The following is a 20,908-nucleotide window of genomic DNA, read 5'->3' on the forward strand; positions in this document are numbered from 1 at the left end:
CTGGAGAGAACTGACCCATGACAGCGCCCAAGCCGCGCTACCGCCGCGCCCTCGCGATCCCGGCCGGGATGGCCCTGGCGACGGCACTCGCGTTCCTGCCCGATGTCAGCGCCTCCGCCGCCGACAACGCTCCGGCGGCCACCGCCGACGGGCCCGCGCTCAGCTATGTCGTCAACGTCCGCCCCGGACACGGCGTCTCGGCGCACGTGCGGAAGGCGATCACCGAGGCCGGGGGCTCGGTGGTGATCGCGTACGACCGGATCGGCGTGATCGTCGTCCACTCGGCCGACCCGGGCTTCGCCCAGAAGATCCGCACCGTGCACGGGGTGGACTCGGCCGGCGCCACCCGCAACGCGCCGCTGCCCGCCCAGTCCACCACCGACGTCGGCGCGCCGCAGGTGCTGAGCGCCGAGGAGGTCGCCGACGCGCAGGCGGCCGACGGCCAGGACCCGCTGGAGCCGCTCCAGTGGGACCTGCCCGCGATCAAGGCGGACAAGGCGCACGAGAAGACCCTGGGCAGCCGGGACGTGACGGTCGCCGTCATCGACACGGGCGTCGACGACACCCACCCGGACATCGCGCCCAACTTCGACCGTGACGCGTCCGCCAACTGCGTGTCGGGCAAGCCGGACACGACGGACGGCGCCTGGCGGCCGAGCGCGTCGGAGAGCCCGCACGGCACGCACGTGGCCGGCGAGATCGCCGCCGCGAAGAACGGGGTGGGCGTCACGGGTGTGGCACCGGGCGTCAAGGTGGCGGGCATCAAGGTCGCCAACCCGAACGGGTACTTCTACACGGAGGCCGTGGTCTGCGGCTTCGTGTGGGCGGCCGAGCACCACGTCGACGTGACCAACAACAGCTATTACACCGACCCGTGGTACTTCAACTGCAAGACCGACCCGGACCAGAAGGCGCTCGTGGACGCCATCACCCGGGCCTCGCGGTACGCGGAGAAGAAGGGCGCGGTCAACGTCGCGGCGGCCGGCAACGAGAGCTACGACCTCGCGTCCGACTCGATCACCGACCCGGTCTCCCCGAACGACGGCACCCCGTCGGACCGGGTGATCGACCCGCACGAGTGCTACGACATACCGACCCAGTTGCCGGGCGTGGTGACGGTCGCCTCGACCGGCGCGAAGGGCCTGAAGTCGTCCTTCTCCAACTACGGCCTCGGTGTAGTCGACATCGCCGCGCCCGGCGGCGACTCGACGGCCTACCAGAAGCCGGAGCCCCCGGCGACCAGCGGCCTCATCCTGGGCCCGCTGCCGGGCGGCAAGTGGGGCTACATGGCCGGTACGTCGATGGCGACCCCGCACGTCGCCGGCGTCGCCGCACTGATCAAGTCGACTCATCCGCACGCCCCCGCTGCCCTGGTGAAGGCGCTGCTGTACGCGGAGGCCAACGCCACGCCGTGCACCGACCCGTACGACATCGACGGTGACGGCAAGGTCGACGCCGTGTGCGAGGGGTCGAAGAACCACAACGGCTTCTACGGCTGGGGGACGGCGGACGCGCTGGCCGCGGTGACGAAGTAGGACCCGGGCCCACGGGGAGCCGGCTCACCGGGTCCGGTCCATATATTGATTCAGTCAATACTGCATAGTGCAGTCATGACTGAAATCAAGTTCGCGTGGTCCGCCCTGGGCGGCGATCCCGCCCACCTCGCACGGCTCACGACCGTGGTGCGGGAGGGCGCGCTCGAGGCGCGCCTTCCCGTACGGCAGCTCGCGCGGGCGTGCGTCGGCGCGTGCGCGCTGGCGGCCGCGGAGCTGGCGGCCCGCCGGGCCGGCCTCGGGGAGGTGCCCGGCGTCCGGGTCGACGACGGCGCGGTCGCCGCCGCCTTCCACAGCGAGCGTCTCCTCCGCATCGACGGGCGGGCACCGGTCGCCTTCGCGCCGCTGTCGCGGTTCTGGCGGACGGCCGACGGCTGGATGCGCACCCACGCCAACTACCCGCATCACCGGACGCGCCTGCTCGATGCGCTGGGCCTGCCTGCGGACGCCTCGGTGGCACAGGCGGCCGCGCGGTTCGCCGAACTCCCCGCCCTGGAGGCGGAGGAGACCGTGTACGGCGCCGGCGGCCTCGCCGTCGCCCTGCGCACCCCGCAGGAGTGGCAGGCGCACGGGCAGGCCGCCGCGGTGGCCGCCCGGCCGCTGGTCGAGCACGACCGGCTGGACACGGCCCGCGCGCGCGTGCTTCCGCCGCTGGACTCCGCCGGCGCTCCCCTGCTGCCCGCCGCCGGGCTGCGCGTCCTCGATCTGACCCGGGTCCTGGCGGGCCCGGTCGCCACGCGCACCCTCGGCCTGCTCGGCGCGGACGTCCTGCGCGTGGACGCCCCGTGGCTGCCCGAGCTGCCGGACCAGCATGCCGACACGGGCTTCGGCAAGCGGTCGGCGACCCTCGATCTGGCCACCGACCGGGCCGGGTTCGAGGAGCTGCTCGGCTCGGCGGACGTCGTGGTCACCGGTTACCGGCCGGGCGCCCTGGACCGGTTCGGGCTCTCCCCCGAGGCGCTGATCGCGCGCCGGCCGGGCCTGGTCGTGGCCCAGGTCTCGGCGTGGGGTGCGTACGGTCCCTGGGGCGGGCGGCGCGGCTTCGACAGCCTGGTGCAGGTCGCGACCGGCATCGCGGCGACCGAGGGCGCGGCCGGGGAGCCGGGCGCGCTGCCCGCGCAGGCCCTGGACCACGGCACCGGCTATCTGCTGGCGGCGGCCGTACTGCGGGCGTTGACCGAGCAGTCGTACGACGGACACAGCCGGTGCGTACGGCTGGCGCTGGCCCGGACCGCCCTCTGGCTGACGGACGGCATCCGGCCGGCCCCGGATCCCGGGACGCCGTACGAGGGTCCGGACGCCTGGCTGACCGAGACGGACAGCCCCCTCGGCCGGCTGCGGCACCCCCGGCCGCCCGTGTCGTTCGCGGGCGGTCCGGCGGACTGGGAGCGGCCTGCGGTGCCCTGGGGGTCCGACTCGGCGGACTGGCGCTGAACGCGGGGGGCGGCCGGAATCGTGCGGGCGGGCGGAACGCCGTTGCGCCGGTTCTTTTCCCTGACTTGCCCGGTTCTGCGACGGCTGGGGAAGATCACGGGGTGACCTCGATACGACCGACTGCCGAGACCACCGACGCGAGCGGCACCGCCCGGCGGCCCGGCACCGGCCGGGCCGTGGCCGTCCTGGTCCTGGTGGCCCTGGGCGCCCTGATACCGCTGCTCGGGCCGTCCGCGGCGCTGCACGGCTCCGGGGAGGCCGCCGCTCCGGGGGTGGGCGGCATAGCCCTGCTGCGCACGGTGCTGTTCGCGGCCCTGTGCGTGCCCCTCGGCGAGCTGTTCGTGCACCGGCTCGCCCGGCGCCTGCCCGCTGCCCCGCCCGAACGGCCGTGCAGCCGGGCGGCGTTCGCGAGCGCCGTCGGTTTCGTCGCCGCGCTGGCGCTGGCGTCGGTGGTGTCGGCCGGCAATCTGATCCCGCACAGTCCCGGCCAGATCGACGTCGGCGGCCTGTACGACTCCCGCGACGGCAGGCTGGCCCTGCTGGAGGTCAACGCCTTCCTGCTGGCCGCCCTGCTCTCGCGGCGTCCCGCGGCCCAGGTGTGGCCGCTCGCCGCGGTGGTGGTCGCCGAGGCGCTGCGCGCCCACCCCCCGACCGAGCACAGCCCGCTGATCGGCTCGGGCCTGACGCTGGTCCACCTGACGTGCGCGGCCCTGTGGACCGGCGGTCTCCTGCACACCCTGCGCACCCTGCGGCGGTGGCGCGGCACCGCGGCCGGGGCGGTGCTGCTCGGCCTCTACGCGCGCGTGGCGGCCGTTCTGCTCGCGGCCATCACGGCGACGGGCGTGTGGAGTTCGCTGCGCCGGATGCCGCCGGACACGATCCTGGACCAGCTGACGACGACGGCGTACGGACGCACCCTGCTGGCCAAGGTGGTCCTGGTCGCCGTCGTCGCCCTGCTCGCCGTGTGCGCGCGGGTCCGGCTGGCCCGCGCGGCCGACCCGCTGACCGCGTACGTGCCCGCGCGGGCCGAGGTGTTCGCCCTGGGCGCGGTGGTCGCGGTCTCGGGCCTGCTCACGGCCCTGCCGCTGCCGATCCGCTGGTCCTAGCCGGTCACCGGTCGTTGGTGACGAGCACCTTGAGGGCGGTGCGTTCGTCCATCGCCTTGTAGCCGTCCGGCACGCCCTCGATGCCGACGGTCATGTCGAACACCGGCGACGGGTCGATCGTGCCGTCGAGGACGTCGGGCAGCAGGTCGGGGATGTAGGCGCGGACCGGGGCGACACCGCCGCGCAGGGCGATGTTCCGGTCGAACATGACGCCGAGGTCGAGGCCGGTGCCGCTGCCGTGGGGCACGCCCACGAAGCCGATCGCGCCGCCGTCCCGTGTGATGTTGACGGCCGTCCGCATGGACTGCTCGGTGCCGACCGCCTCGACGACGGCGTGCGCGCCCTGGCCGCGGGTGAGTTCCCGGACGGCCTCGACGGCCGCGTCCCCGCGTTCGGCGACCACGTCGGTGGCGCCGAACCGGCGCGCGATGTCGGTGCGGGCCTCGTGCCGGCCCAGCGCGATGATCCGCTCGGCGCCCAGCCGCTTGGCGGCCAGCACCCCGCACAGGCCGACGGCGCCGTCGCCGACCACGGCGACCGTGGCGCCGGGACGGGCGCCCGCGCCGAGGGCGGCGTGGTGGCCAGTGCCGAGGACGTCGGAGAGGGTCAGCAGGGCGGACAGCAGACGGTCGTCGGAGGCCGCCTCCTTGGGCAGCTGGACGAGGGTGCCGTCGGCGTACGGCACCCGCACGGCCTCGCCCTGGCCGCCGTCGTAGCCGACGGAGCCCCAGAAGCCGCCGTGCTCGCAGGACGTCGTCAGGCCCTCGCGGCAGTAGTCGCAGACGCCGTCGGACCACATGAAGGGCACGACCACCAGGTCGCCGCGCCTGACGGTGCCCACCTCGGAGCCGGTCTCCTCGACGAGACCGAGGAACTCGTGCCCGATGCGCTGCCCCGGCTGCCGGGCCGCCTCGCCCCGGTAGGCCCACAGGTCGCTGCCGCAGATGCAGGCGCGCAGCACCCGCACCACCGCGTCGGTGGGCAGCTGCACCACGGGCTCGGGCACGTCCTCCACGCGCATGTCGTACGGGGCGTGGATGGTGGTGGCGCGCATGGCGAGGGTCCTTCTCGTGCGGGATGTCGTGCGTGTGCTCGGGGGGTGGTCGAGCGCACTTCACGGTACGCCGCGGCCCCGACGGACCGCGCGCCGAGGGCCCCCTACCTGCCCACCGGCCCCGACCGTACCAACCGGACCCACCACATCCCCACCGCACCGGCCGAACCCCGCCGTACCGACCGACCCCCACCGTGCCGGCCGGACCCCGCCGCATCGGTCGGACCGCCGCCGCATCGCTCAGGCCCCGCCGGACCCACCGGGCCACCGCCGCACCGGTCAAACGCCGCCGTGCCGACCGCCCCCTGCCGTGGCGGCCGGACCCCCGCCGTGCCGGTCGTACCCCCCGTGTCGGTCAGACCCCCGCCGCCCCCAGCAGGCTGCCCGCGGCGTAGGTGACCGCCATCGCCAGGGCGCCGCCCGCCGCGTTGCGCAGGACCGCTCGTCTCGGGTTCGCCGCGCCGAGGCGGGCGCTGCTCCAGCCGGTGAGGACGAGGGCGGCCAGGACGGAGACCACGGTTACGGCGAGCCGCCAGGCGGCCGGGGGCAGGACGATGGCCAGCAGGGGCAGCAGCGCGCCCACGGTGAAGGCCAGGAAGCTCGCCCAGGCCGCGTGCCAGGGGTTGGTCAGCTCGTCCGGGTCGATGCCCAGCTCCACGCGCGCGTGGGCCCGCAGCGCGTCCCGCGCGGTGAGCTGCTCGGCGGCCTCCCGGGCCACCTCCCGGGACAGTCCGCGCTCCTCCAGCAGCTCGGTCAGCTCCTCGAGTTCGGCCTCGGGCTGCTCCTTCAGCTCCCGTTTCTCCATGGCCAGCGCGGCCATCTCCGAGTCGCGCTGGGTGGAGACGGAGACGTACTCGCCGGCCGCCATGGACATCGACCCGGCGAGCAGTCCGGCCAGTCCGGCGGTGAGCAGGGCGGCCCGGTTCTCGGTCGCACCGGCCACGCCGACCACGAGTCCCGCGGTGGAGACGATGCCGTCGTTCGCGCCCAGCACGGCGGCCCGCAGCCAGTTCAGCCGCGAGCCGAGGGCGCCCCCGTGGGCCTCGTCGTGGGTGGGTTCCGTCACAGCAGGGAGGATCGCACTCCGGGGGCGGCCGCGCCGCACCGACGCCCCGGCCTCACCACACCCGCAGCGACGCCCCGCGTGCGAAGACCGGGCTGGTCGCGTCGGCCGGTGGTTCCTCCAGGGGCTCGGCGATCTCCGCCACCGTCGGGCCCACCTTCGCCGCGATGGGGTCGAGGAGACCGAGATCGAAGCCGTAGAGGCGGGCCGCGTTGCCGCCGAGCACGGCCGCCAGCTCCTCGCGCGGGACACCCGCGCAGGCGAAGCGCAGCGCTTCCCGGGTGTACGGGAACGTGCCCTCGTCGTGCGGGTAGTCGCTGCCCCACATGATCTTGTCGACGCCGATGCGGTCACGCAGCGCCACCTCGTGGGGGCGCATGAAGCTGGCGCCGACGAAGCAGTTGTCGCGCCAGACCTCGGAAGGGGGCCTGCCCATGCCGTCGGCGAGGCCTGCGCCGAACTTCGCCTCCGCGGTGGCCGCCCTGGACCGGGCCGCGACCAGGCGGCCGTGGTAGTAGTCCAGCATGCCGAGCACCCCGGGTATCCAGCCGGAGCCCTGTTCGGTCAGGACCAGTTTCAGGTCCGGGTGACGGCGGAAGGCGCCGCCGAAGACCAGGTGCCACAGGGCGCGGTGGGAGAACCAGGTCGTCTCCACCATGAAGACCGCGCGGGCGGCCGGTTCCTCGCCGAGCGGCGGTGAGGCCGAGCCGGCGTGGTGGTTGACGGGGACGCCGAGTTCCGCGCAGGCGGCCCAGAGGGGGTCGTAGGTCCGCGAGTACAGCTCCGGCAGGCCCGAGCCGGGCGGGGTGCCGGGCAGCATCAGGCCGCCCTTCAGACCCGCCGAGGCGGCCCACCGGATCTCTTCGACGGCCTTCTCGACGTCCCCGAGGAGGATCTGGAAGACGCCCGCCCGGCGGCCCGGCGCCGCCGCGCAGAAGTCCGCGAGCCAGCGGTTGTGGGCGCGCAGTCCCGCCCAGCGCCGCGCGAAGTCCTCCGCGTTCGGGGGCGGGGCCATGAGCGAGCCGGACGGGAAGAACGGCGGGATGGTGTTCGGGAAGATCACCTCCGCGACGATCCCGTCCGCCTGCAGCTCGGCCAGGCGCCGCTCCGAGTTCCAGTTCCGGTCGGCGGAGTCGGCGAGCAGGTCCTCGTAGGGGTTGACGTAGGTGGCCGCCCAGACGTCGAAGTCGTCGTGGTGGCGCTTGTCCAGGTACGGCTTGTAGTCGAGCAGGTCGGCGCCGGCGTGGCAGTCGGCGGAGATCACCGTGAAGCGGTCGTCGCTCATCGGGTCACCCCCAGTACCGGGAAGTCCTCGCCGGTCAGCCAGTGCCGGCCGGTCTCGCGCGAGCGGGCCCAGGACGCCTCCACGGCCGTCTGGTCGGCCGGCTGGCCGAGGTCCGCGGGGGTCGGCCCGATGCGGCGGGCCAGGGGCGTCAGCCGCTCGGTGTCGAAGCCGAAGACCTCGGCCGCGGCGAGGCCCAGCATGCGGCGGGTCTCGGTGACCGGGATGTCGTGGAAGGTGCGGCGCAGCCACGCGCGCGTGTCGGGCCAGGTGCCCTCGGGGTGCGGGAAGTCGCTGCCCCAGAGGATGTTGTCGACGCCGATCTCGTACCGCTGGGCCGGTTCGCGCCGTTTGGTGTTGGTGGCGCAGATGAACACCTGCCGGTCGAGGTACTCGTGTGGCGGGCGCTTCAGCTCCTGGAACGGGGAGAGCTTCTTCCCGCCGTGCGCGCCGAGGTAGAGGCGGTCCATGAACCACAGCAGGTTCGGCAGCCACCAGCAGCCCGACTCGGCGACGCCGAAGCGCAGCCCGGGGTGGCGTTCGAGGGCGCCGGACCAGAGCAGGAACCACAGCGGCCGGGCCGGCCACCAGGTCACCTCGCTCACGTAGATGCCGAGGTGGTCGCCGTACTCCTCGCGCGGGGCCGCGCCGGAGTGGGTGAGCACCGGCATCCCGGACGTGGCGGCGGCCGCCCACACGGGGTCGTAGCGGCGGTCGTGGTACGGCTCCCGGCCGCCCCACATGGCGGGGATCATCAGGGCGCGCAGGCCGGACTCCCTGGCCCGGTGGATCTCGGCGACGACCCGCTCGACGGGGGCCGTGACGGGCAGCAGGGCGACTCCGCAGTGCCGTTCGGGATGCTCGGACACGAAGTCCGCGAGCCAGCGGTTGTGCGCCCGGGCGCCCGCCAGGCCCAGCTCCGGGTCCTGGTCGCCGGTCAGACCGAGACCTACGCCGAAGGGGGCGGCGGTCCGGCTGTCCACGGCGTCGGCGTCCGGGAAGACGACCTCGGCGGCCACGCCGTCGCCGTCCAGCTCCTTCAGGCGCTGCGCGGTGTCCCAGCCGCCGCGCAGGCCTTCCTCGTGGTCGTGGAACCACCGGTCGGCGAACGCCTCGTCGCGGATGCCGAGCCGGGTCATCTCCTCGCGACGCCGGTCGCGGCCGGCGAGGAACTCGTCGAAGTCCCGGTGGAACCGGGTCTCCAGGTAGGGCCGGTACTGTTCGGTGGGCAGTCCGGCGTGGCAGTCGGAGGAGATGATCAGGTACGGGTCCTGGCTGGTCACAACAGCCTCCCGGTCAGTCGAGTATGAAGCTTTCGAGGTACGACGGGTTCGCGCGGTCCAGCATCGAGCGGGCCCGCGCGCGGATGCGGTCGTCGCTGTGCTCGCTCGCCGGGAGCAGCCAGAAGAGGTCCTCCCGGATCCCGGCCACGACGTGCTCGGCGACCTCCTCGACGGGCGTGAAGCGGACCTCCCGTCCGGCCGCGCGCATCGCCGCCTCCCCTTGCTCGAGGCTGCGGTACGGGGTTCGGCGCGGGCGTCGCTTGGCGTAGCGGGAGGGGCGGTTGCGGTGCGACTCCCACAGGCCGGTGCGCAGCATGTGCGGGCCCGGGAAGAGCACGGAGGCGCCCACGCGCGCGCCCTCGGCCCTGAGGTGGGCGTACAGGGACTCGGTCAGGGTGACGACGGCCGCCTTGGTGACCGCGTACACGGAGGCCGTCGGCAGCGGCGCGATACCGCCGTCGCTCGAGGACGTGTTGACGACATGACCGGGCAGACCCGACTCGATCATCCGGGGCACGAACGCCTGGATGCCGTGGAAGACGCCCCACACGTTGACGGCGAAGGCCCACCGCCAGTCGTTCGGCTCGTGCTCCCACATGGGGCCCTCGGCGCCCGATCCGACGCCCGCGTTGTTGCACAGGACGTGCACGGCGCCGTACGTGTCGTACGCCGCCTCGGCCGGCCGCATGACCTGTTCGCGCTCGCCGACGTCGACCACGCGCGCGTGCACGTCGGCGCCGTTCGCGCGCAGGCCGGCCGCCGCCTCGTCCAGGGCCGCCGCCTCGACGTCGGCGAGGACCACCTTCAGGCCCTCGGCCGCGAACCGTCGGGCCAGCGCGTACCCGATGCCGCTCGCCGCGCCGGTGACGACGGCGACCTGTCCCGCTTCGAGGTCCATCAGCGGCTCCCCGCGGGCGGCGCGTCCAGGATCTGCAGCGGGTCGTCGTAGCGCTGGTGGACGTACGGCAACAGCGCCCGGGCGTCGACCCGTTCGGCGACCCGGCCGCTCTGGTCGCTGGTCTTCTCGCCGAGGGTGATCTCCCGCAGGCGCAGCACCGGGAGGTCGGCGACGGGGTCGTACAGGGACTCGCGGAGCACGACGTCCCCGGTGAGCCGCTCCAGTCGGCGCACCTTCTCGCGCCGTACGCAGTGCACCAGGACGGGGTCGCCGTCGAAGCCGGAGCCGTCCACCGCGGGAAGGAACTTGAAGTAGAAGTCGGTCCTGCGCGACGGCTCCGGAAGGGGCAGTTCGGCGCTCACCGCGCCGCGCACCTCCACGAAGGCGATGCCGTGCCGTTCCATCGACGCCCGCACGACGAGGCCCTCGCGCTCGACGGTCACCTCGCCGAGCTTCTTGGGCTCCCCGAAGACCTCGTGGCCGCCGGTGAGGGCGCGCTCGTGGGTCATCGGCATCACCAGCGGGTACCAGCCGTCGACCTCGCCATGGGCGGCGGCGACCGCGAAGGAGCCCGCGCCGAGCGGGTACCCGCGCAGGTCGACCTTGCTGATGTTCACCCGGACGAGTGGGCTGCCCGTGGGCTTCAGGGGTGGGGGCAGCACCGCGGCGACCGCGTCCGGCTCCGTCTCCCAGACGGCCACCACCCCCGTGGACCAGATCTCGGGGGGCCGCGCGCTCGCGGTGCGCGTGGCGGCGGTCTCCCGCTCGGTCCGTGCGCCGTACCGTACGCGTGCCATACGCCGTACCGCCCTTCTTCTGACGGACCGTCACCTGTAACACCGTTACAGCAGTCGGTGCGGTGGGTAAATACGTGTGCGCGGACCGGAGTCGGGAGGACCATGCCGAGAGGGACGCTCAGCCGTGAGGACGTTCTCGATGCGGCCGCCGAGCTGGTGCGGCGGCACGGCCCGGACGCGCTGACCATGCGGGGGCTCGCCGCCGAGCTGGGCACCTCCGTCACCTCGATCTACTGGCACGTCGGGGGCCGTGAGGCGCTGCTGGACGCGCTGGTGGAGCGGACCGTGGCCGGCCTCGGCGAGATCCGTCCGTCCGGGCGCACACCCGAACAGCGGGTCGTCTCCGTGGCGCGCGCCCTGCGCCGGCAGCTGCGCGCCCATCCTCACCTGGTGGCGCTGGTGCACGAACGCGGACTGACCGAGCGGATGTTCCTGCCCGCCCAGCGGGCGCTGGTGGGCGAGGCGCGCGCGGCGGGACTGCGCGGCGCCCCGGCGGCGGAGTTCGTGCGGGCGGTGCAGTTCCAGGTCGTCGGCCATGTGCTGGTCGAGCGCAACCGCGAGCGTGCCCCGGTGCAGCGGCCCGGCGAGGAGGAGCTGTGGAGCGCCGAGGCCGCCGGCGACGACCCCGCCCTGGCCCGCGCTCTGGCCCGCCCCGTGGACACGGAGCGGCTGTTCGTCACCTCCGTGCGGGCATTGGTACGGGCGCTGCTCGCGCCGCGCGGGAAAGGAGCGGCGACCGCACCCCCACGGGGCACGCACGCGCGTGCGGCGATCGAGCGGGAGGACGGGCCCGAGGGGGCGGGACCACCCCTGAGGGACGGCGCTGTCAGTCGCGGCCCGTATCCTCAGTGACCATGCTCGAAGACCGTGCGACCGCAGTGTCCTCCCCCACCCAGTGGCCGACCGCGTATCCCCAGGGATACGCGGTCGTTGACGTGGAGACCACCGGCCTGGCCCGGGACGACCGGATCATCTCGGCCGCCGTCTACCGGCTGGACGCGCGCGGCGAGGTCGAGGACCACTGGTACACGCTGGTCAACCCGGAGCGCGATCCGGGACCCGTGTGGATACACGGCCTGACGAGCGAGGTGCTCGAAGGGGCGCCGCTGTTCGCGGACGTCGCCGAGGAGTTCGCCGCCCGTCTGGACGGCCGGGTGCTCGTCGCGCACAACGCCGTCTTCGACTGGCAGATGATCGCGCGCGAGTACGCGCGCGTGAGCGGCGAGGCCCCGGTGCGGCAGCGGCTGTGCACCATCGCCCTGTCGAAGGAGCTGGGCCTGCCCCTGCCCAACTTCAAACTGGAGTCGCTCGCGGCGCACTTCGGGGTCGTGCAGCAGCGGGCGCACCACGCGCTGGACGACGCGCGCGTGCTGGCGGAGGCGTTCCGGCCCAGTCTGCGCGCGGCGGCGGCGGGCGGCGTGCGACTGCCCCTGCTGGAGTGCCGGCCGCTGACGGAGTGGTCGGACCGTCCCGTGCCCCGGCAGTCGTCCGGCGGCCACGGCGGCTACCGGACCGGCGGCTGGCGCCCCTCCCGGAAGCGGCCCGCCTGCCCCTACCCCAACCCTGGCCGGTACGAAGAGGGCAAACGACTCAAACAGGGCATGCGGGTGGCCTTCTCGGGCGACACCTCCACGGAGCGGGAGCTGCTGGAGGACCGGGCGACCGAGGCCGGACTGCACGTGGCCTCCAGTATTTCCCGGCTGACCAGCCTGCTGGTGACCAACGACCCCGACTCGGGCACGTCCAAGACGGTCAAGGCGCGGCAGTTCGGCACGCCGGTCCTGGACGAGGCGGCCTTCGGGCAGTTGCTCAGGGATGTGGAACCCGCCGGCGAGTGACCGCACGGGCCGGGCAGGGCCGCGCGGCCCCCTTGCACCCACGGTGAAACCGACAGGTAATCGTATAAATGGGTGATTGGCGTACGACTCACCCGGTGGCCGCTCGCCCGCGCGTCGACGACGGCCCACCCTGTGGCGCATGGCGACATGTGAAGTTTGCGGCAATGACTACGGAATGACCTTCGAGGTCCACGCACAGGGCGCAGTGCACGTGTTCGACTGCTTCTCCTGTGCGATCCATCGCATGGCCCCCCTCTGCGAGCACTGCCGGGTGCAGATCATCGGGCAGGGCGTCGAGGTGGAGGGCCACTGGTACTGCGGCGCCCACTGCGCCCGGGCGGAGGGGAGGACGGGAGTCGTCGACCGCGTGTGACCCGGTACCCGCCTGATCGCACCCCACGGCCCGGAGGTACCGTCGTGGGGTGCACCGCTACCGCTTCCTGTTGTCCCGCCAGTGGGTGATCCTCACGCTCGTCGCGATCGCGCTGATCCCGACGATGATCAGGCTGGGTTTCTGGCAGCAGCACCGGTACCAGGAGCGCACCGCGCGCAACGACCTGGTCTCCACCGCGCTGCACGCGGGACCGGTCCCGGTGGAGCGGCTGACCTCCCCCGGGCACGCCGTGACCCGCACCGAGAAGTACCGCACCGTCACCGCGACCGGCACCTTCGACACCGCCAAGGAGGTCGTGGTCCGGCGCCGGACCAACTCCGACGGCGAGGTCGGCTTCCACGTCCTCACCCCGTTCGTCCTCACCGACGGCAAGGTGGTCCTCGTCAACCGCGGCTGGATCCCCGCGGGCGGCGTGCAGACCGCCTTCCCCGAGATCCCCGCCCCGCCGGCCGGCCGCACCACCATCACCGGACGGCTGAAGGCCGACGAGACGACCGCGGCGAGCGGCATCAAGAACGTCAAGGGGCTCCCCGACCGGCAGATCATGCTGATCAGCAGCGCGCAGGAGGCGCGGCGGCTCGGCGCGCAGGTGCTCGGCGGCTATGTCGAGCAGACGGCACCCACGCCCAAGGGCGGCTCCCCGGAGCAGATCTCCGATCCCGGCAGCGAGGACGCGCCGCTGAACTACGCGTACATGATCCAGTGGTGGCTGTTCGCGGCGGCGGTTCCGGTCGGCTGGTGGTTCCTCGTCCGGCGCGAGATCCGCGACCGGGAGGAGGCGGCCGCGGCGGAGCGGACGCCGGAGGACAGCGAACCCGCCACGGTCTGAACGGGGATCGGCTCCCGCCGCGGAAGGTCACTCCCCCGGCGCACCACCTGCTTGGCCCCCTGGCCCGCCGGGAAACCGGATCCCGTGAACGCGCGCATCGAGGACTACGCCCTCATCGGCGACGAACAGACCGCCGCCCTGGTCGGCAAGGACGGCTCGATCGACTGGCTGTGCCTGCCCCGCTTCGACTCCGGCGCCTGCTTCGCCAGACTCCTGGGCGACGAGGACCACGGCCACTGGCGGATCGCCCCGAAGGGAGCGGACACCTGCGCCCGCCGCGCCTACCGGTCCGACACCCTGGTCCTGGACACCGAGTGGGAGACCGCCGACGGCACGGTACGCGTCACCGACCTGATGCCGCAGCGCGAGCGCGCCCCCGACGTCGTCCGCATCGTCGAAGGGGTCAGCGGCCGGGTCACCGTCCGCAGCACCCTGCGCCTGCGCTTCGACTACGGCTCGATCATGCCCTGGATGCGCCGCTCGGACGGCCACCGGGTGGCCGTCGCGGGCCCGGACTCGGTGTGGCTGCGCTCCGAGCCGGCCGTACGCACCTGGGGCGAGGACTTCGGAACCCACTCCGAGTTCACCGTCTCGGAGGGCGAGCGGGTCGCGTTCGTCCTCACCTGGCACCCCTCGCACGAGCGGCGCCCGCCGCTCATCGACCCGTACCAGGCACTGAGCACCAGCGTCCACGACTGGCGTCGCTGGGCGGGACACTGCCGGTACGACGGGCCGTACCGGGACGCCGTCGTACGGTCCCTGATCACTCTCAAGGCGCTCACCTACGCCCCCACCGGCGGGATCGTCGCCGCGGCCACCACCTCGCTGCCCGAGGAGCTGGAGGGGGTGCGCAACTGGGACTACCGCTACTGCTGGCTGCGCGACTCCACCCTCACCCTCGGCGCCCTGCTGGCCGCCGGGTACCACAAGGAGGCCGAGGCCTGGCGGGACTGGCTGCTGCGCGCGGTCGCGGGTGACCCGGCGGACCTGCAGATCATGTACGGACTGGCCGGCGAGCGACGACTGCCGGAGTGGGAACTGCCCTGGCTGCCCGGCTTCGCCGGCTCGGCGCCCGTACGGGTCGGCAACGGCGCCGTCGGCCAGCTCCAACTGGACGTGTACGGCGAGGTCATGGACTCGCTGTCCCTGTCCCGCGTCGGCGGCCTGCCCACCAAGCCGCACATGTGGGCGCTGCAGCGCTCGCTGATGGAGTTCCTGAAGTCGGCCTGGCGGCAGCCCGACGAGGGCCTGTGGGAGGTGCGCGGCGGCCGGCGCCACTTCGTGCACTCGAAGGTCATGGTGTGGGTGGCCGCCGACCGTGCGGTACGGACGCTGGAGGAGCACCCGGAGCTGCACGGCGATCTGGACGGCTGGCGGGCGATGCGTGACGAGGTGCACCGGGAGGTGTGCGACAAGGGCTTCGACACCGCGCGCAACACGTTCACCCAGTACTACGGCTCGCGCGAGCTGGACGCCGCCCTGCTGCTGATCCCCCGCGTCGGCTTCCTGCCGCCCGACGATCCGCGGGTGGCCGGCACGATCGACGCGATCCGCGCGGACCTCGACCACGGCGGTCTCCTGCGCCGTTACGACACCGACGCGGTCGGCGTCGACGGGATGCCCGGCGGCGAGGGCGCCTTCCTGGCCTGCTCGTTCTGGCTCGCACAGGCCCTGCACGTGACGGGCCGCAAGGACGAGGCGCGGGAGTTGTTCGAACGGCTGATGGGCCTCGTCAACGACGTGGGACTGCTGGCGGAGGAGTACGACCCGGACCTGGGCCGTCAGCTGGGCAACTATCCGCAGGCCTTCAGTCACATCGCCCTGGTGAACACCGCTCTCACGCTGTTCGGGGGCGGCGAGGCAGGATAGGGACCATGGATCTTGGACTTAAGGACCGGGTGTACGTCGTCACCGGAGCGACGCGCGGGCTGGGCAACGCGGCCGCGCGGGAACTCGTCGCGGACGGGGCGAAGGTGGTCATCACCGGGCGGGACGAGAAGCGGGTCGCCGACGCCGCCGCCGAACTGGGCCCGAACGCGGTGGGCGTGACCGTGGACAACGCCGACGCCCAGGCGGCCGAGCGGCTGATCGCGGCCGCCCGGGAGCACTTCGGCGGCTTCCACGGGGTGCTGGTGAGCGTGGGCGGACCGCCGCCGGGGTTCGTCGCCGACAACACCGACGAGCAGTGGCGGGTCGCGTTCGAGTCGGTGTTCCTCGGCGCGGTACGGGTCGCTCGCGCGGCGGCGGCCGAGTTGGAGGCGGGCGGTGTCATCGGGTTCGTGCTGTCGGGGTCGGTGCACGAGCCGATTCCCGGGCTGACCGTCTCCAACGGACTGCGGCCCGGGCTCGCCGGGTTCGCCAAGTCGATCGCGGACGAGCTGGGGCCGCGCGGGATCCGGGTCGTGGGGTTGCTGCCGGCCCGCATCGACACCGATCGCGTGCGCGAGCTGGACGGGTTGTCCGCGGACCCGGAGGCGACCCGGGCCGCCAACGAGTCCCGGATTCCCCTGCGCAGGTACGGCGCGCCCGAGGAGTTCGGTCGGGTGGCGGCGTTCCTGCTGTCTCCCGCCGCTTCCTATCTGACCGGGATCATGGTGCCCGTGGACGGGGGCATGAGGCACGGCTTCTGAGGGGCCGGGCTCCGGGGTGGGGCGCGCCTCCGGGGGCTGGGGCCGGTCTTGGGGGCGGGTTTCCGGGGCTGGGTCTCCCCGTCGTCAGGTGACCCTCCCCGCGCGGTGCTTGACGGGCCTCAGCCGTACCTCCGCCGGCAGTGACTCCAGGCCCGCCGACTCCCGCGCGTGCCGCAGGGACCGATCGGTGAAGTCGCTCAGGGCCGTCGCGGGGTCCGCCGCGGGCTCCACCTGCAGGCCGACACGGGCCGCCGGCGCCGTACGGCGGCCCGTCAGCAGGATCTCGGTGTGGGCCACGCCCTCCTGCCGGGCCGCCTCCTGCGCCAGGGCCGACTCCAGGGCCCTGGCGCGCAGCAGGGCGCCCGCGCCGTCGCCGGTGTCGACCAGGATCTCGGTCAGGCGGCGCCGGCGCAGGATCGCCGCCAGCCACCACAGGGCGAGCAGGAACACGACGGCCAGAACGGCGATGACCGTGGGCCACCACCAGTCGGCGTCCCGCCAGCGGGTGCGCTCGGCCCTGCTGAGCAGGACGTCGTGCGGGCCGGTGTGGAGCCACCGGTGCGGTGGCGGCACGCCCAGGCCCACCGCCAGCACCGCGCCGCCCAGCGCGAGCAGCAACAGCCCCACGAGGCCGGTCAGTACACGGTTCACGCTGCCCCTGCGCATCCGCCTCACCCCTTCCGTCCGGGCCGCCGGACGCGCACCGACAGCGCGGGCGGGCGGCTCAGTCCGAGCCCCCCGACCGCGTCGGTGAGCACGGCGTCCAGGTCCGCGTGTACGTCGTCGAGGTCGCGGAAGTGGGAGACCGCCCGGACGACGGCCCTCCTGCGGCGCATCCGCACCTGTACCGCCCGCACGCCGGAGACCTCCATCGCCCGGTCGCGCAGCACCAGGGCGGCCGCCTCGCGTCTCAGTCCGGCACGGACCTCGGGACGCGGGCGCCGCATGGGCAGCAGATGCCGCAGGCCCGGGGTGCCGGCGAGTACGAGCAACCACAGCCCGAGGGCGGCGGTGACGCCCGCCCCGACCAGCACCCAGATGTCGTCCAGGGGCCGTTCGGCCAACTGCCGGGCGAGGACGCGGCGCCAGTGCATCGCGGGGTGGTGGGCGCGTACGGCGACGACGTCGTAGAGGAGGACACCCGCACCGGCCAGCAGGCACAGGGCGACGATGCCCGCCGGGACGCGGCGCGCCGACCAGAAGCGGCCGCTGCCCTCGGGAAGGAGGGGCGGTGGAGCGTCGGGGTTCTCGTCGCCGTCGAGGACGGGCAGTCGTCGTGTGGTGTTCTCGGGTGGCCGGGGCTCGCTCATGCCGTCCTCCCGGCCGTGCCGGGTGCCGGTGTCGGGTGCAGCCGCTCGACCTGGACGGCGACCTCCGGCACCTCCATGCTCACCAACGCGCCTACCCGCTCCGTGACTCGGCGACGCACGGCGGCACAGCGGGCGCCGATGTCGGCGGGGTATCCGAGGCCGACGTGGACACGGACGCGAGCCGTCTCCTGGTGGACGACGACCGTGGCGTGCGGGGCCGCGGCGCCTGCGGACAGCGGGGCGAGCGCCTCGCGTGCGGCCTGGGCGGCGATCTTCGCGACGACACGGTCGGCGATCCGGGTGGCGCCGCGCTCGCCGGGCGGCACGAGGGCCGGGGGGCGGCGTACCGTGCCGGTCTCCTCGCTCACGGCGGTCACCGCCTCCGGTCGCGCCGGTCACCCCGGGTGTGGAAGAAGTCACCCAGTTCCCAGTCGCCCTCCAGGAACCGGCCGACGACGAACCCGACGGCGCCCAGCGCCGCCACCAGCAGGAAGGCACCGAATCCACCGAAGTAGCCGGCGAAACCCAGCGCCATTCCGGCGATCATGCCGACCACGGCCATGCTCATGCAGCGCTCCTCAGTTCGTCGGGCGGAATCCGGTGCCGGGTCTCACTGGATCCGCGGCTCCGGTTCCTCTTCTTCCGCCTCTTCCGGGAGTTTGACGTCGCTCACGGCGATGTTGACCTCGACGACCTCGAGTCCGGTCATGCGTTCCACCGCGGCGATCACGTTCTCCCGCACCGCGTGGGCGACGTCGGCGATGGCCACGCCGTAGTCCACGACGATCTCCAGGTCGAGCGCGGTCTGCACCTCGCCGACCTCGGCCTTCACGCCCCGCGTCACCGATTTGCCGCCGCCGGGCACCCGGTCGCGCACGGCACCGAAGGTGCGGGCGAGTCCGCTGCCCATGGCGTGGACGCCGAGGACGTCCCGGGCGGCGAGACCGGCGATCTTCTCCACGACACCGTCGGCGACGGTCGTCCGTCCCCGGGTCGCCGGATCCCCTCCGCCACGCCGGGTGGCCTTGCGGGTCGGGACCTGCGGCTCGGGGCCTCCCTCTGCGGTCGTCGTCATGTCGGTCATCGCCGTACGTCCCTTCGGTCGTCCTCCGACCACGGTAAGCAAGGTTCCTCGGATGCGCGCCAGGGATACGGCAGGCTGGAGGAATGACGGCGGACCGGTGGACCCAGGCAGTACGGCAACAGGTGGCGCTCGGCAGACTGCTGGCGCTCGGCGGACCGCGCGACGGCGCGTGGATCGCGGAAGGCGCGGCGGCGGCGGTGCTCGAGCGCGCGGTGGCGGACGGGGTGCCGCAGGTGCGGCTGGGCGCGCTGCGGATCGCGCTCGCCGATCCGGCGCAGACGCAGGAGCCCGTGGTACCGGCTCCGCCGGCGGCGCTGCCGCCGGGGGCGCTGCGGGTGACGGCGGACTTCGCGGCGACGGCCGCCGAGCCGCTGCCGGCCGTCGCGTCCAGGCTGCGGCTGGCGCTGGCCACGGCCGCGACGGAACGGCTCGGGCTCGTGGTGACGGAGGTGGACCTGCGGGTGACGGACCTGCTGGAGGCGGGCGGTGCGGGCGCCACGGCGGTACGTGCGCCGCGGCCGGCGCCGGCCCGGGAGGCCACGGACCCGGACGAGGTCCGGGTGGCCGCAGCTGTGCTGGCCGTCCCCGGGGTGACCGGACTGACGGGGTCGCTCGGCGGCCTCGGCCGGGCGGTGCACCTGGAGGAGCGCACGGCGGGGGCCGCCCTGCCGCACCGGCACGTGCGCGTGGAGCTGGCCACGAGCGCGGACCACCGGGCCCTGGACGTGGCCCGGCGGGTCCGCGCGGCCGCACGGGAGGCGCTGGAGGACCGCCCGACGGTGTCGGTACTGGTGACAACGGCCGGCTGACCACCCACCGCGGCCCCCACTCACACCCGCCCCAGCGGGGGGCCGCTCACGGTCCCGACCACGAACGGCCGCTCACGCCCCCCCCCGCGGCGAGCCGGTCACATGCGTCGCTACGGGCAGGCGCCCGAGCGGCCCCGGACAGCCCTTCACGAGCCCGGCCGCAGGCAGCCGCTCACCCGCACCACGGCAACCCGCCGCTCACGCCCGCGCAGCGCCCGGGGGTGGGCTCATTCGCCGACGCCGGCCAGATCCCGCAGGCGTCGGGCCTGGGCTGCCCGCTCCGCCGCGCGTTGGTCGTCGTACGTACGACCGAGGGCGCCCCGCAGCAACGCCTTGGTCTCCACGACCGCGTCCCGCGGCGCGGCGAGCAGCGCCGCCGCCAAGTCGCGTGCGGCGGCGTCGAGTTCGGCCGCGGGCACCGCGAGGTTGGCCAGCCCGCTGGTCACCGCCTCCTCGGCTCCGACGAACCGCCCGGTCGCGCAGATCTCGAGCGCGCGCGCGTACCCGACGAGACCGACCAGCGGGTGCGTGCCGGTCAGGTCGGGGACGATGCCCAGGCTGGTCTCGCGCATGGCGAACTGCACGTCGTCGGCCACGACCCTGAGGTCGCAGGCGAGCGCGAGCTGGAACCCGGCACCGATGGCGTGCCCCTGGACAGCGGCGATGGACACGAGGTCGTTCCGCCGCCACCAGGTGAACGCCTCCTGGTATTCGGCGATGGTCGCGTCGAGCCCGGCGTCGTCACGGCGCGCGAGATCGGTGAAGGTCGGCTCGCCCGGGATCCCCTCCGGGGTGAACATCTGCCGGTCCAGCCCGGCGGAGAAGGACTTGCCCTCGCCGCGCAGCACGACGACCCGGACGGAGCCCGGCAGCAGCCGCCCGGCCTCGGCGAGCGCCCGCCACAGAGCGGGGCTCTGCGCGTTGCGCTTGGCCGCGTTGGCCAGCGTCACCGTGGCGAGCGCGTCGTCGACGGTGAGCCGTACGCCGTCCTTGTCGAGTACAGCAGCGAGGTCCTGGTCGGGCGAAGCCATGGGGCGCCTCCGATGGGTGCGGTCAGCAACACGTGCCGTGGGCACGCTCGCGTGCGGGGAGCACGCGTAAGTGACTGCACAGTAACCACCCGGCCGGTCAGTCCGCCGACCGGGTGGCCACCATCGAAGCCGATGGGCCGCCCGGAGTCAGGACGTCGCGGCCTTCTTGCCCCGGGTCGCTCCGCCACGCCCACGCAGCGTGACGCCCGACTCGCTGAGCATCCGGTGTACGAAGCCATACGAGCGGCCGGTCTCCTCGGCCAGCGCCCGGATGCTCGCACCGGAGTCGTACTTCTTCTTCAGGTCTGCCGCGAGCTTGTCGCGCGCGGCGCCGGTCACCCGGCTGCCCTTCTTCAGAGTCTCGGCCACCCGTGCCTCCTCATGGGAAGTGCGCTCTGGTCTCCTCATGATCACCCCTCCGGGGCGTGATGGCCACCCATTCGGCAAGGTCCGTGAGACATCGTTGTGACGACAGGAGCCCGTCCCCACAAGAGGAATCAGGAATTCCGGGGA

Annotated in this window: 23 protein-coding genes; 10 read left to right on the forward strand and 13 right to left on the reverse strand. The window is 73.9% G+C overall.

Annotated elements, in window-relative coordinates; all coding sequences use genetic code 11:
• Positions 1-17 precede the first annotated feature (17 nt).
• The 3 genes from ACZ5CW_RS24885 (at position 18) to ACZ5CW_RS24895 (ending at position 4,093) form a co-directional block, all read left to right on the forward strand.
• Positions 18-1,535: a S8 family peptidase gene (locus tag ACZ5CW_RS24885; RefSeq protein ID WP_468604905.1), complete on the forward strand. Its 1,518-nt coding sequence runs from the start codon at positions 18-20 to the stop codon at positions 1,533-1,535.
• A gap of 75 nt (positions 1,536-1,610) precedes the next feature.
• Entirely contained in the window at positions 1,611-2,987 is a 1,377-nt protein-coding gene (locus ACZ5CW_RS24890) for a CoA transferase (protein WP_468604907.1), read from the forward strand.
• A 101-nt stretch (positions 2,988-3,088) separates the two neighbouring features.
• Entirely contained in the window at positions 3,089-4,093 is a 1,005-nt protein-coding gene (locus ACZ5CW_RS24895) for a CopD family protein (protein WP_468604909.1), read from the forward strand.
• A gap of 4 nt (positions 4,094-4,097) precedes the next feature.
• Here the strand turns inward: ACZ5CW_RS24895 and ACZ5CW_RS24900 are convergent, their stop codons facing one another.
• The 6 genes from ACZ5CW_RS24900 to ACZ5CW_RS24925 form a co-directional block, all read right to left on the reverse strand.
• Positions 4,098-5,147, reverse strand: a complete 1,050-nt coding sequence (locus tag ACZ5CW_RS24900; protein ID WP_468604911.1) for a zinc-dependent alcohol dehydrogenase family protein — start codon at positions 5,145-5,147, stop codon at positions 4,098-4,100.
• A gap of 355 nt (positions 5,148-5,502) precedes the next feature.
• Positions 5,503-6,213 (reverse strand): VIT1/CCC1 transporter family protein, encoded by a 711-nt coding sequence (locus ACZ5CW_RS24905; protein WP_468604913.1) that lies wholly within the window; start codon positions 6,211-6,213, stop codon positions 5,503-5,505.
• 52 nt (positions 6,214-6,265) lie between these two features.
• Positions 6,266-7,495, reverse strand: coding sequence for an amidohydrolase family protein (locus tag ACZ5CW_RS24910; protein ID WP_468604915.1), 1,230 nt, complete (start codon positions 7,493-7,495; stop codon positions 6,266-6,268).
• A complete protein-coding gene (locus ACZ5CW_RS24915; protein WP_468604917.1) occupies positions 7,492-8,775 on the reverse strand; it encodes an amidohydrolase family protein in 1,284 nt (427 codons plus the stop codon). The genes ACZ5CW_RS24910 and ACZ5CW_RS24915 overlap by 4 nt, the downstream gene beginning before the upstream one ends.
• A gap of 13 nt (positions 8,776-8,788) precedes the next feature.
• Positions 8,789-9,673 (reverse strand): SDR family NAD(P)-dependent oxidoreductase, encoded by an 885-nt coding sequence (locus ACZ5CW_RS24920; protein ID WP_468604919.1) that lies wholly within the window; start codon positions 9,671-9,673, stop codon positions 8,789-8,791.
• Positions 9,673-10,470: an acetoacetate decarboxylase family protein gene (locus ACZ5CW_RS24925; RefSeq protein WP_468604921.1), complete on the reverse strand. Its 798-nt coding sequence runs from the start codon at positions 10,468-10,470 to the stop codon at positions 9,673-9,675. Before ACZ5CW_RS24925 ends, ACZ5CW_RS24920 begins: the two co-directional genes overlap by 1 nt.
• 102 nt (positions 10,471-10,572) lie before the next feature.
• On the opposite strand from ACZ5CW_RS24925, the gene ACZ5CW_RS24930 reads away from it, so the two are divergent.
• The 6 genes from ACZ5CW_RS24930 to ACZ5CW_RS24955 all read left to right on the forward strand — a co-directional run bounded on the left by ACZ5CW_RS24930 (position 10,573) and on the right by ACZ5CW_RS24955 (position 16,161).
• Entirely contained in the window at positions 10,573-11,322 is a 750-nt protein-coding gene (locus tag ACZ5CW_RS24930) for a TetR/AcrR family transcriptional regulator (protein WP_468604923.1), read from the forward strand.
• Positions 11,323-11,324: 2 nt separating this feature from the next.
• Positions 11,325-12,308, forward strand: coding sequence for a DEDDh family exonuclease (locus ACZ5CW_RS24935; protein ID WP_468604925.1), 984 nt, complete (start codon positions 11,325-11,327; stop codon positions 12,306-12,308).
• Positions 12,309-12,447: 139 nt separating this feature from the next.
• On the forward strand, positions 12,448-12,681 hold the full coding sequence (locus ACZ5CW_RS24940; protein ID WP_190018425.1) for a hypothetical protein: 234 nt from the start codon (positions 12,448-12,450) through the stop codon (positions 12,679-12,681).
• 49 nt (positions 12,682-12,730) lie between these two features.
• On the forward strand, positions 12,731-13,531 hold the full coding sequence (locus ACZ5CW_RS24945) for an SURF1 family cytochrome oxidase biogenesis protein (RefSeq protein ID WP_468604928.1): 801 nt from the start codon (positions 12,731-12,733) through the stop codon (positions 13,529-13,531).
• 84 nt (positions 13,532-13,615) lie between these two features.
• Positions 13,616-15,400 (forward strand): glycoside hydrolase family 15 protein, encoded by a 1,785-nt coding sequence (locus ACZ5CW_RS24950; RefSeq protein WP_468604930.1) that lies wholly within the window; start codon positions 13,616-13,618, stop codon positions 15,398-15,400.
• A gap of 5 nt (positions 15,401-15,405) precedes the next feature.
• Positions 15,406-16,161: an SDR family oxidoreductase gene (locus ACZ5CW_RS24955; RefSeq protein ID WP_468604932.1), complete on the forward strand. Its 756-nt coding sequence runs from the start codon at positions 15,406-15,408 to the stop codon at positions 16,159-16,161.
• An 84-nt stretch (positions 16,162-16,245) separates the two neighbouring features.
• Here ACZ5CW_RS24955 and amaP read toward each other — a convergent pair whose 3' ends face one another.
• Genes amaP through ACZ5CW_RS24980 form a run of 5 tightly spaced genes read right to left on the reverse strand, consistent with a single transcriptional unit; the run spans position 16,246 to position 18,555 of the window.
• The gene (gene amaP, locus ACZ5CW_RS24960) at positions 16,246-16,827 is read right to left on the reverse strand and encodes an alkaline shock response membrane anchor protein AmaP (protein ID WP_468604934.1); all 582 of its coding nucleotides are present in this window, start codon (positions 16,825-16,827) and stop codon (positions 16,246-16,248) included.
• 5 nt (positions 16,828-16,832) lie between these two features.
• On the reverse strand, positions 16,833-17,471 hold the full coding sequence (locus tag ACZ5CW_RS24965; protein ID WP_468604936.1) for a DUF6286 domain-containing protein: 639 nt from the start codon (positions 17,469-17,471) through the stop codon (positions 16,833-16,835).
• Positions 17,468-17,848 carry an Asp23/Gls24 family envelope stress response protein gene (locus ACZ5CW_RS24970; protein WP_468604938.1) on the reverse strand — a complete coding sequence of 127 codons (381 nt, stop codon included), beginning with the start codon at positions 17,846-17,848 and terminating at the stop codon, positions 17,468-17,470. The genes ACZ5CW_RS24965 and ACZ5CW_RS24970 overlap by 4 nt, the downstream gene beginning before the upstream one ends.
• Complete coding sequence (locus tag ACZ5CW_RS24975) at positions 17,845-18,039, reverse strand: hypothetical protein (RefSeq protein WP_468604940.1); 195 nt, start codon at positions 18,037-18,039, stop codon at positions 17,845-17,847. Before ACZ5CW_RS24975 ends, ACZ5CW_RS24970 begins: the two co-directional genes overlap by 4 nt.
• 42 nt (positions 18,040-18,081) lie before the next feature.
• Complete coding sequence (locus tag ACZ5CW_RS24980) at positions 18,082-18,555, reverse strand: Asp23/Gls24 family envelope stress response protein (RefSeq protein ID WP_468604942.1); 474 nt, start codon at positions 18,553-18,555, stop codon at positions 18,082-18,084.
• 83 nt (positions 18,556-18,638) lie between these two features.
• Between ACZ5CW_RS24980 and ACZ5CW_RS24985 the strand changes: the two genes are divergently transcribed.
• Positions 18,639-19,364, forward strand: coding sequence for a nucleopolyhedrovirus P10 family protein (locus ACZ5CW_RS24985; protein ID WP_468604944.1), 726 nt, complete (start codon positions 18,639-18,641; stop codon positions 19,362-19,364).
• Positions 19,365-19,591: 227 nt separating this feature from the next.
• Here ACZ5CW_RS24985 and ACZ5CW_RS24990 read toward each other — a convergent pair whose 3' ends face one another.
• On the reverse strand, positions 19,592-20,395 hold the full coding sequence (locus ACZ5CW_RS24990) for an enoyl-CoA hydratase/isomerase family protein (RefSeq protein ID WP_468604946.1): 804 nt from the start codon (positions 20,393-20,395) through the stop codon (positions 19,592-19,594).
• A gap of 147 nt (positions 20,396-20,542) precedes the next feature.
• Positions 20,543-20,764 (reverse strand): helix-turn-helix domain-containing protein, encoded by a 222-nt coding sequence (locus ACZ5CW_RS24995; protein ID WP_010355597.1) that lies wholly within the window; start codon positions 20,762-20,764, stop codon positions 20,543-20,545.
• Positions 20,765-20,908 lie beyond the last annotated feature (144 nt).

The sequence above is a fragment of the Streptomyces sp. NPDC031379 genome (assembly GCF_055569615.1).

What these genes read in the sequence shown, in the direction of transcription:
- ACZ5CW_RS24985 (WP_468604944.1), top strand. Translation starts at nt 18,639, where the DNA reads ATGACGGCGGACCGGTGGACCCAGGCAGTACGGCAACAGGTGGCGCTC.
- amaP (WP_468604934.1), bottom strand. Translation starts at nt 16,827, where the DNA reads ATGCGCAGGGGCAGCGTGAACCGTGTACTGACCGGCCTCGTGGGGCTG.
- ACZ5CW_RS24900 (WP_468604911.1), bottom strand. Translation starts at nt 5,147, where the DNA reads ATGCGCGCCACCACCATCCACGCCCCGTACGACATGCGCGTGGAGGAC.
- ACZ5CW_RS24990 (WP_468604946.1), bottom strand. Translation starts at nt 20,395, where the DNA reads ATGGCTTCGCCCGACCAGGACCTCGCTGCTGTACTCGACAAGGACGGC.
- ACZ5CW_RS24965 (WP_468604936.1), bottom strand. Translation starts at nt 17,471, where the DNA reads ATGAGCGAGCCCCGGCCACCCGAGAACACCACACGACGACTGCCCGTC.
- ACZ5CW_RS24920 (WP_468604919.1), bottom strand. Translation starts at nt 9,673, where the DNA reads ATGGACCTCGAAGCGGGACAGGTCGCCGTCGTCACCGGCGCGGCGAGC.
- ACZ5CW_RS24890 (WP_468604907.1), top strand. Translation starts at nt 1,611, where the DNA reads ATGACTGAAATCAAGTTCGCGTGGTCCGCCCTGGGCGGCGATCCCGCC.
- ACZ5CW_RS24910 (WP_468604915.1), bottom strand. Translation starts at nt 7,495, where the DNA reads ATGAGCGACGACCGCTTCACGGTGATCTCCGCCGACTGCCACGCCGGC.
- ACZ5CW_RS24980 (WP_468604942.1), bottom strand. Translation starts at nt 18,555, where the DNA reads ATGACCGACATGACGACGACCGCAGAGGGAGGCCCCGAGCCGCAGGTC.
- ACZ5CW_RS24925 (WP_468604921.1), bottom strand. Translation starts at nt 10,470, where the DNA reads ATGGCACGCGTACGGTACGGCGCACGGACCGAGCGGGAGACCGCCGCC.
- ACZ5CW_RS24885 (WP_468604905.1), top strand. Translation starts at nt 18, where the DNA reads ATGACAGCGCCCAAGCCGCGCTACCGCCGCGCCCTCGCGATCCCGGCC.
- ACZ5CW_RS24975 (WP_468604940.1), bottom strand. Translation starts at nt 18,039, where the DNA reads ATGAGCATGGCCGTGGTCGGCATGATCGCCGGAATGGCGCTGGGTTTC.
- ACZ5CW_RS24935 (WP_468604925.1), top strand. Translation starts at nt 11,325, where the DNA reads ATGCTCGAAGACCGTGCGACCGCAGTGTCCTCCCCCACCCAGTGGCCG.
- ACZ5CW_RS24930 (WP_468604923.1), top strand. Translation starts at nt 10,573, where the DNA reads ATGCCGAGAGGGACGCTCAGCCGTGAGGACGTTCTCGATGCGGCCGCC.
- ACZ5CW_RS24955 (WP_468604932.1), top strand. Translation starts at nt 15,406, where the DNA reads ATGGATCTTGGACTTAAGGACCGGGTGTACGTCGTCACCGGAGCGACG.
- ACZ5CW_RS24940 (WP_190018425.1), top strand. Translation starts at nt 12,448, where the DNA reads ATGGCGACATGTGAAGTTTGCGGCAATGACTACGGAATGACCTTCGAG.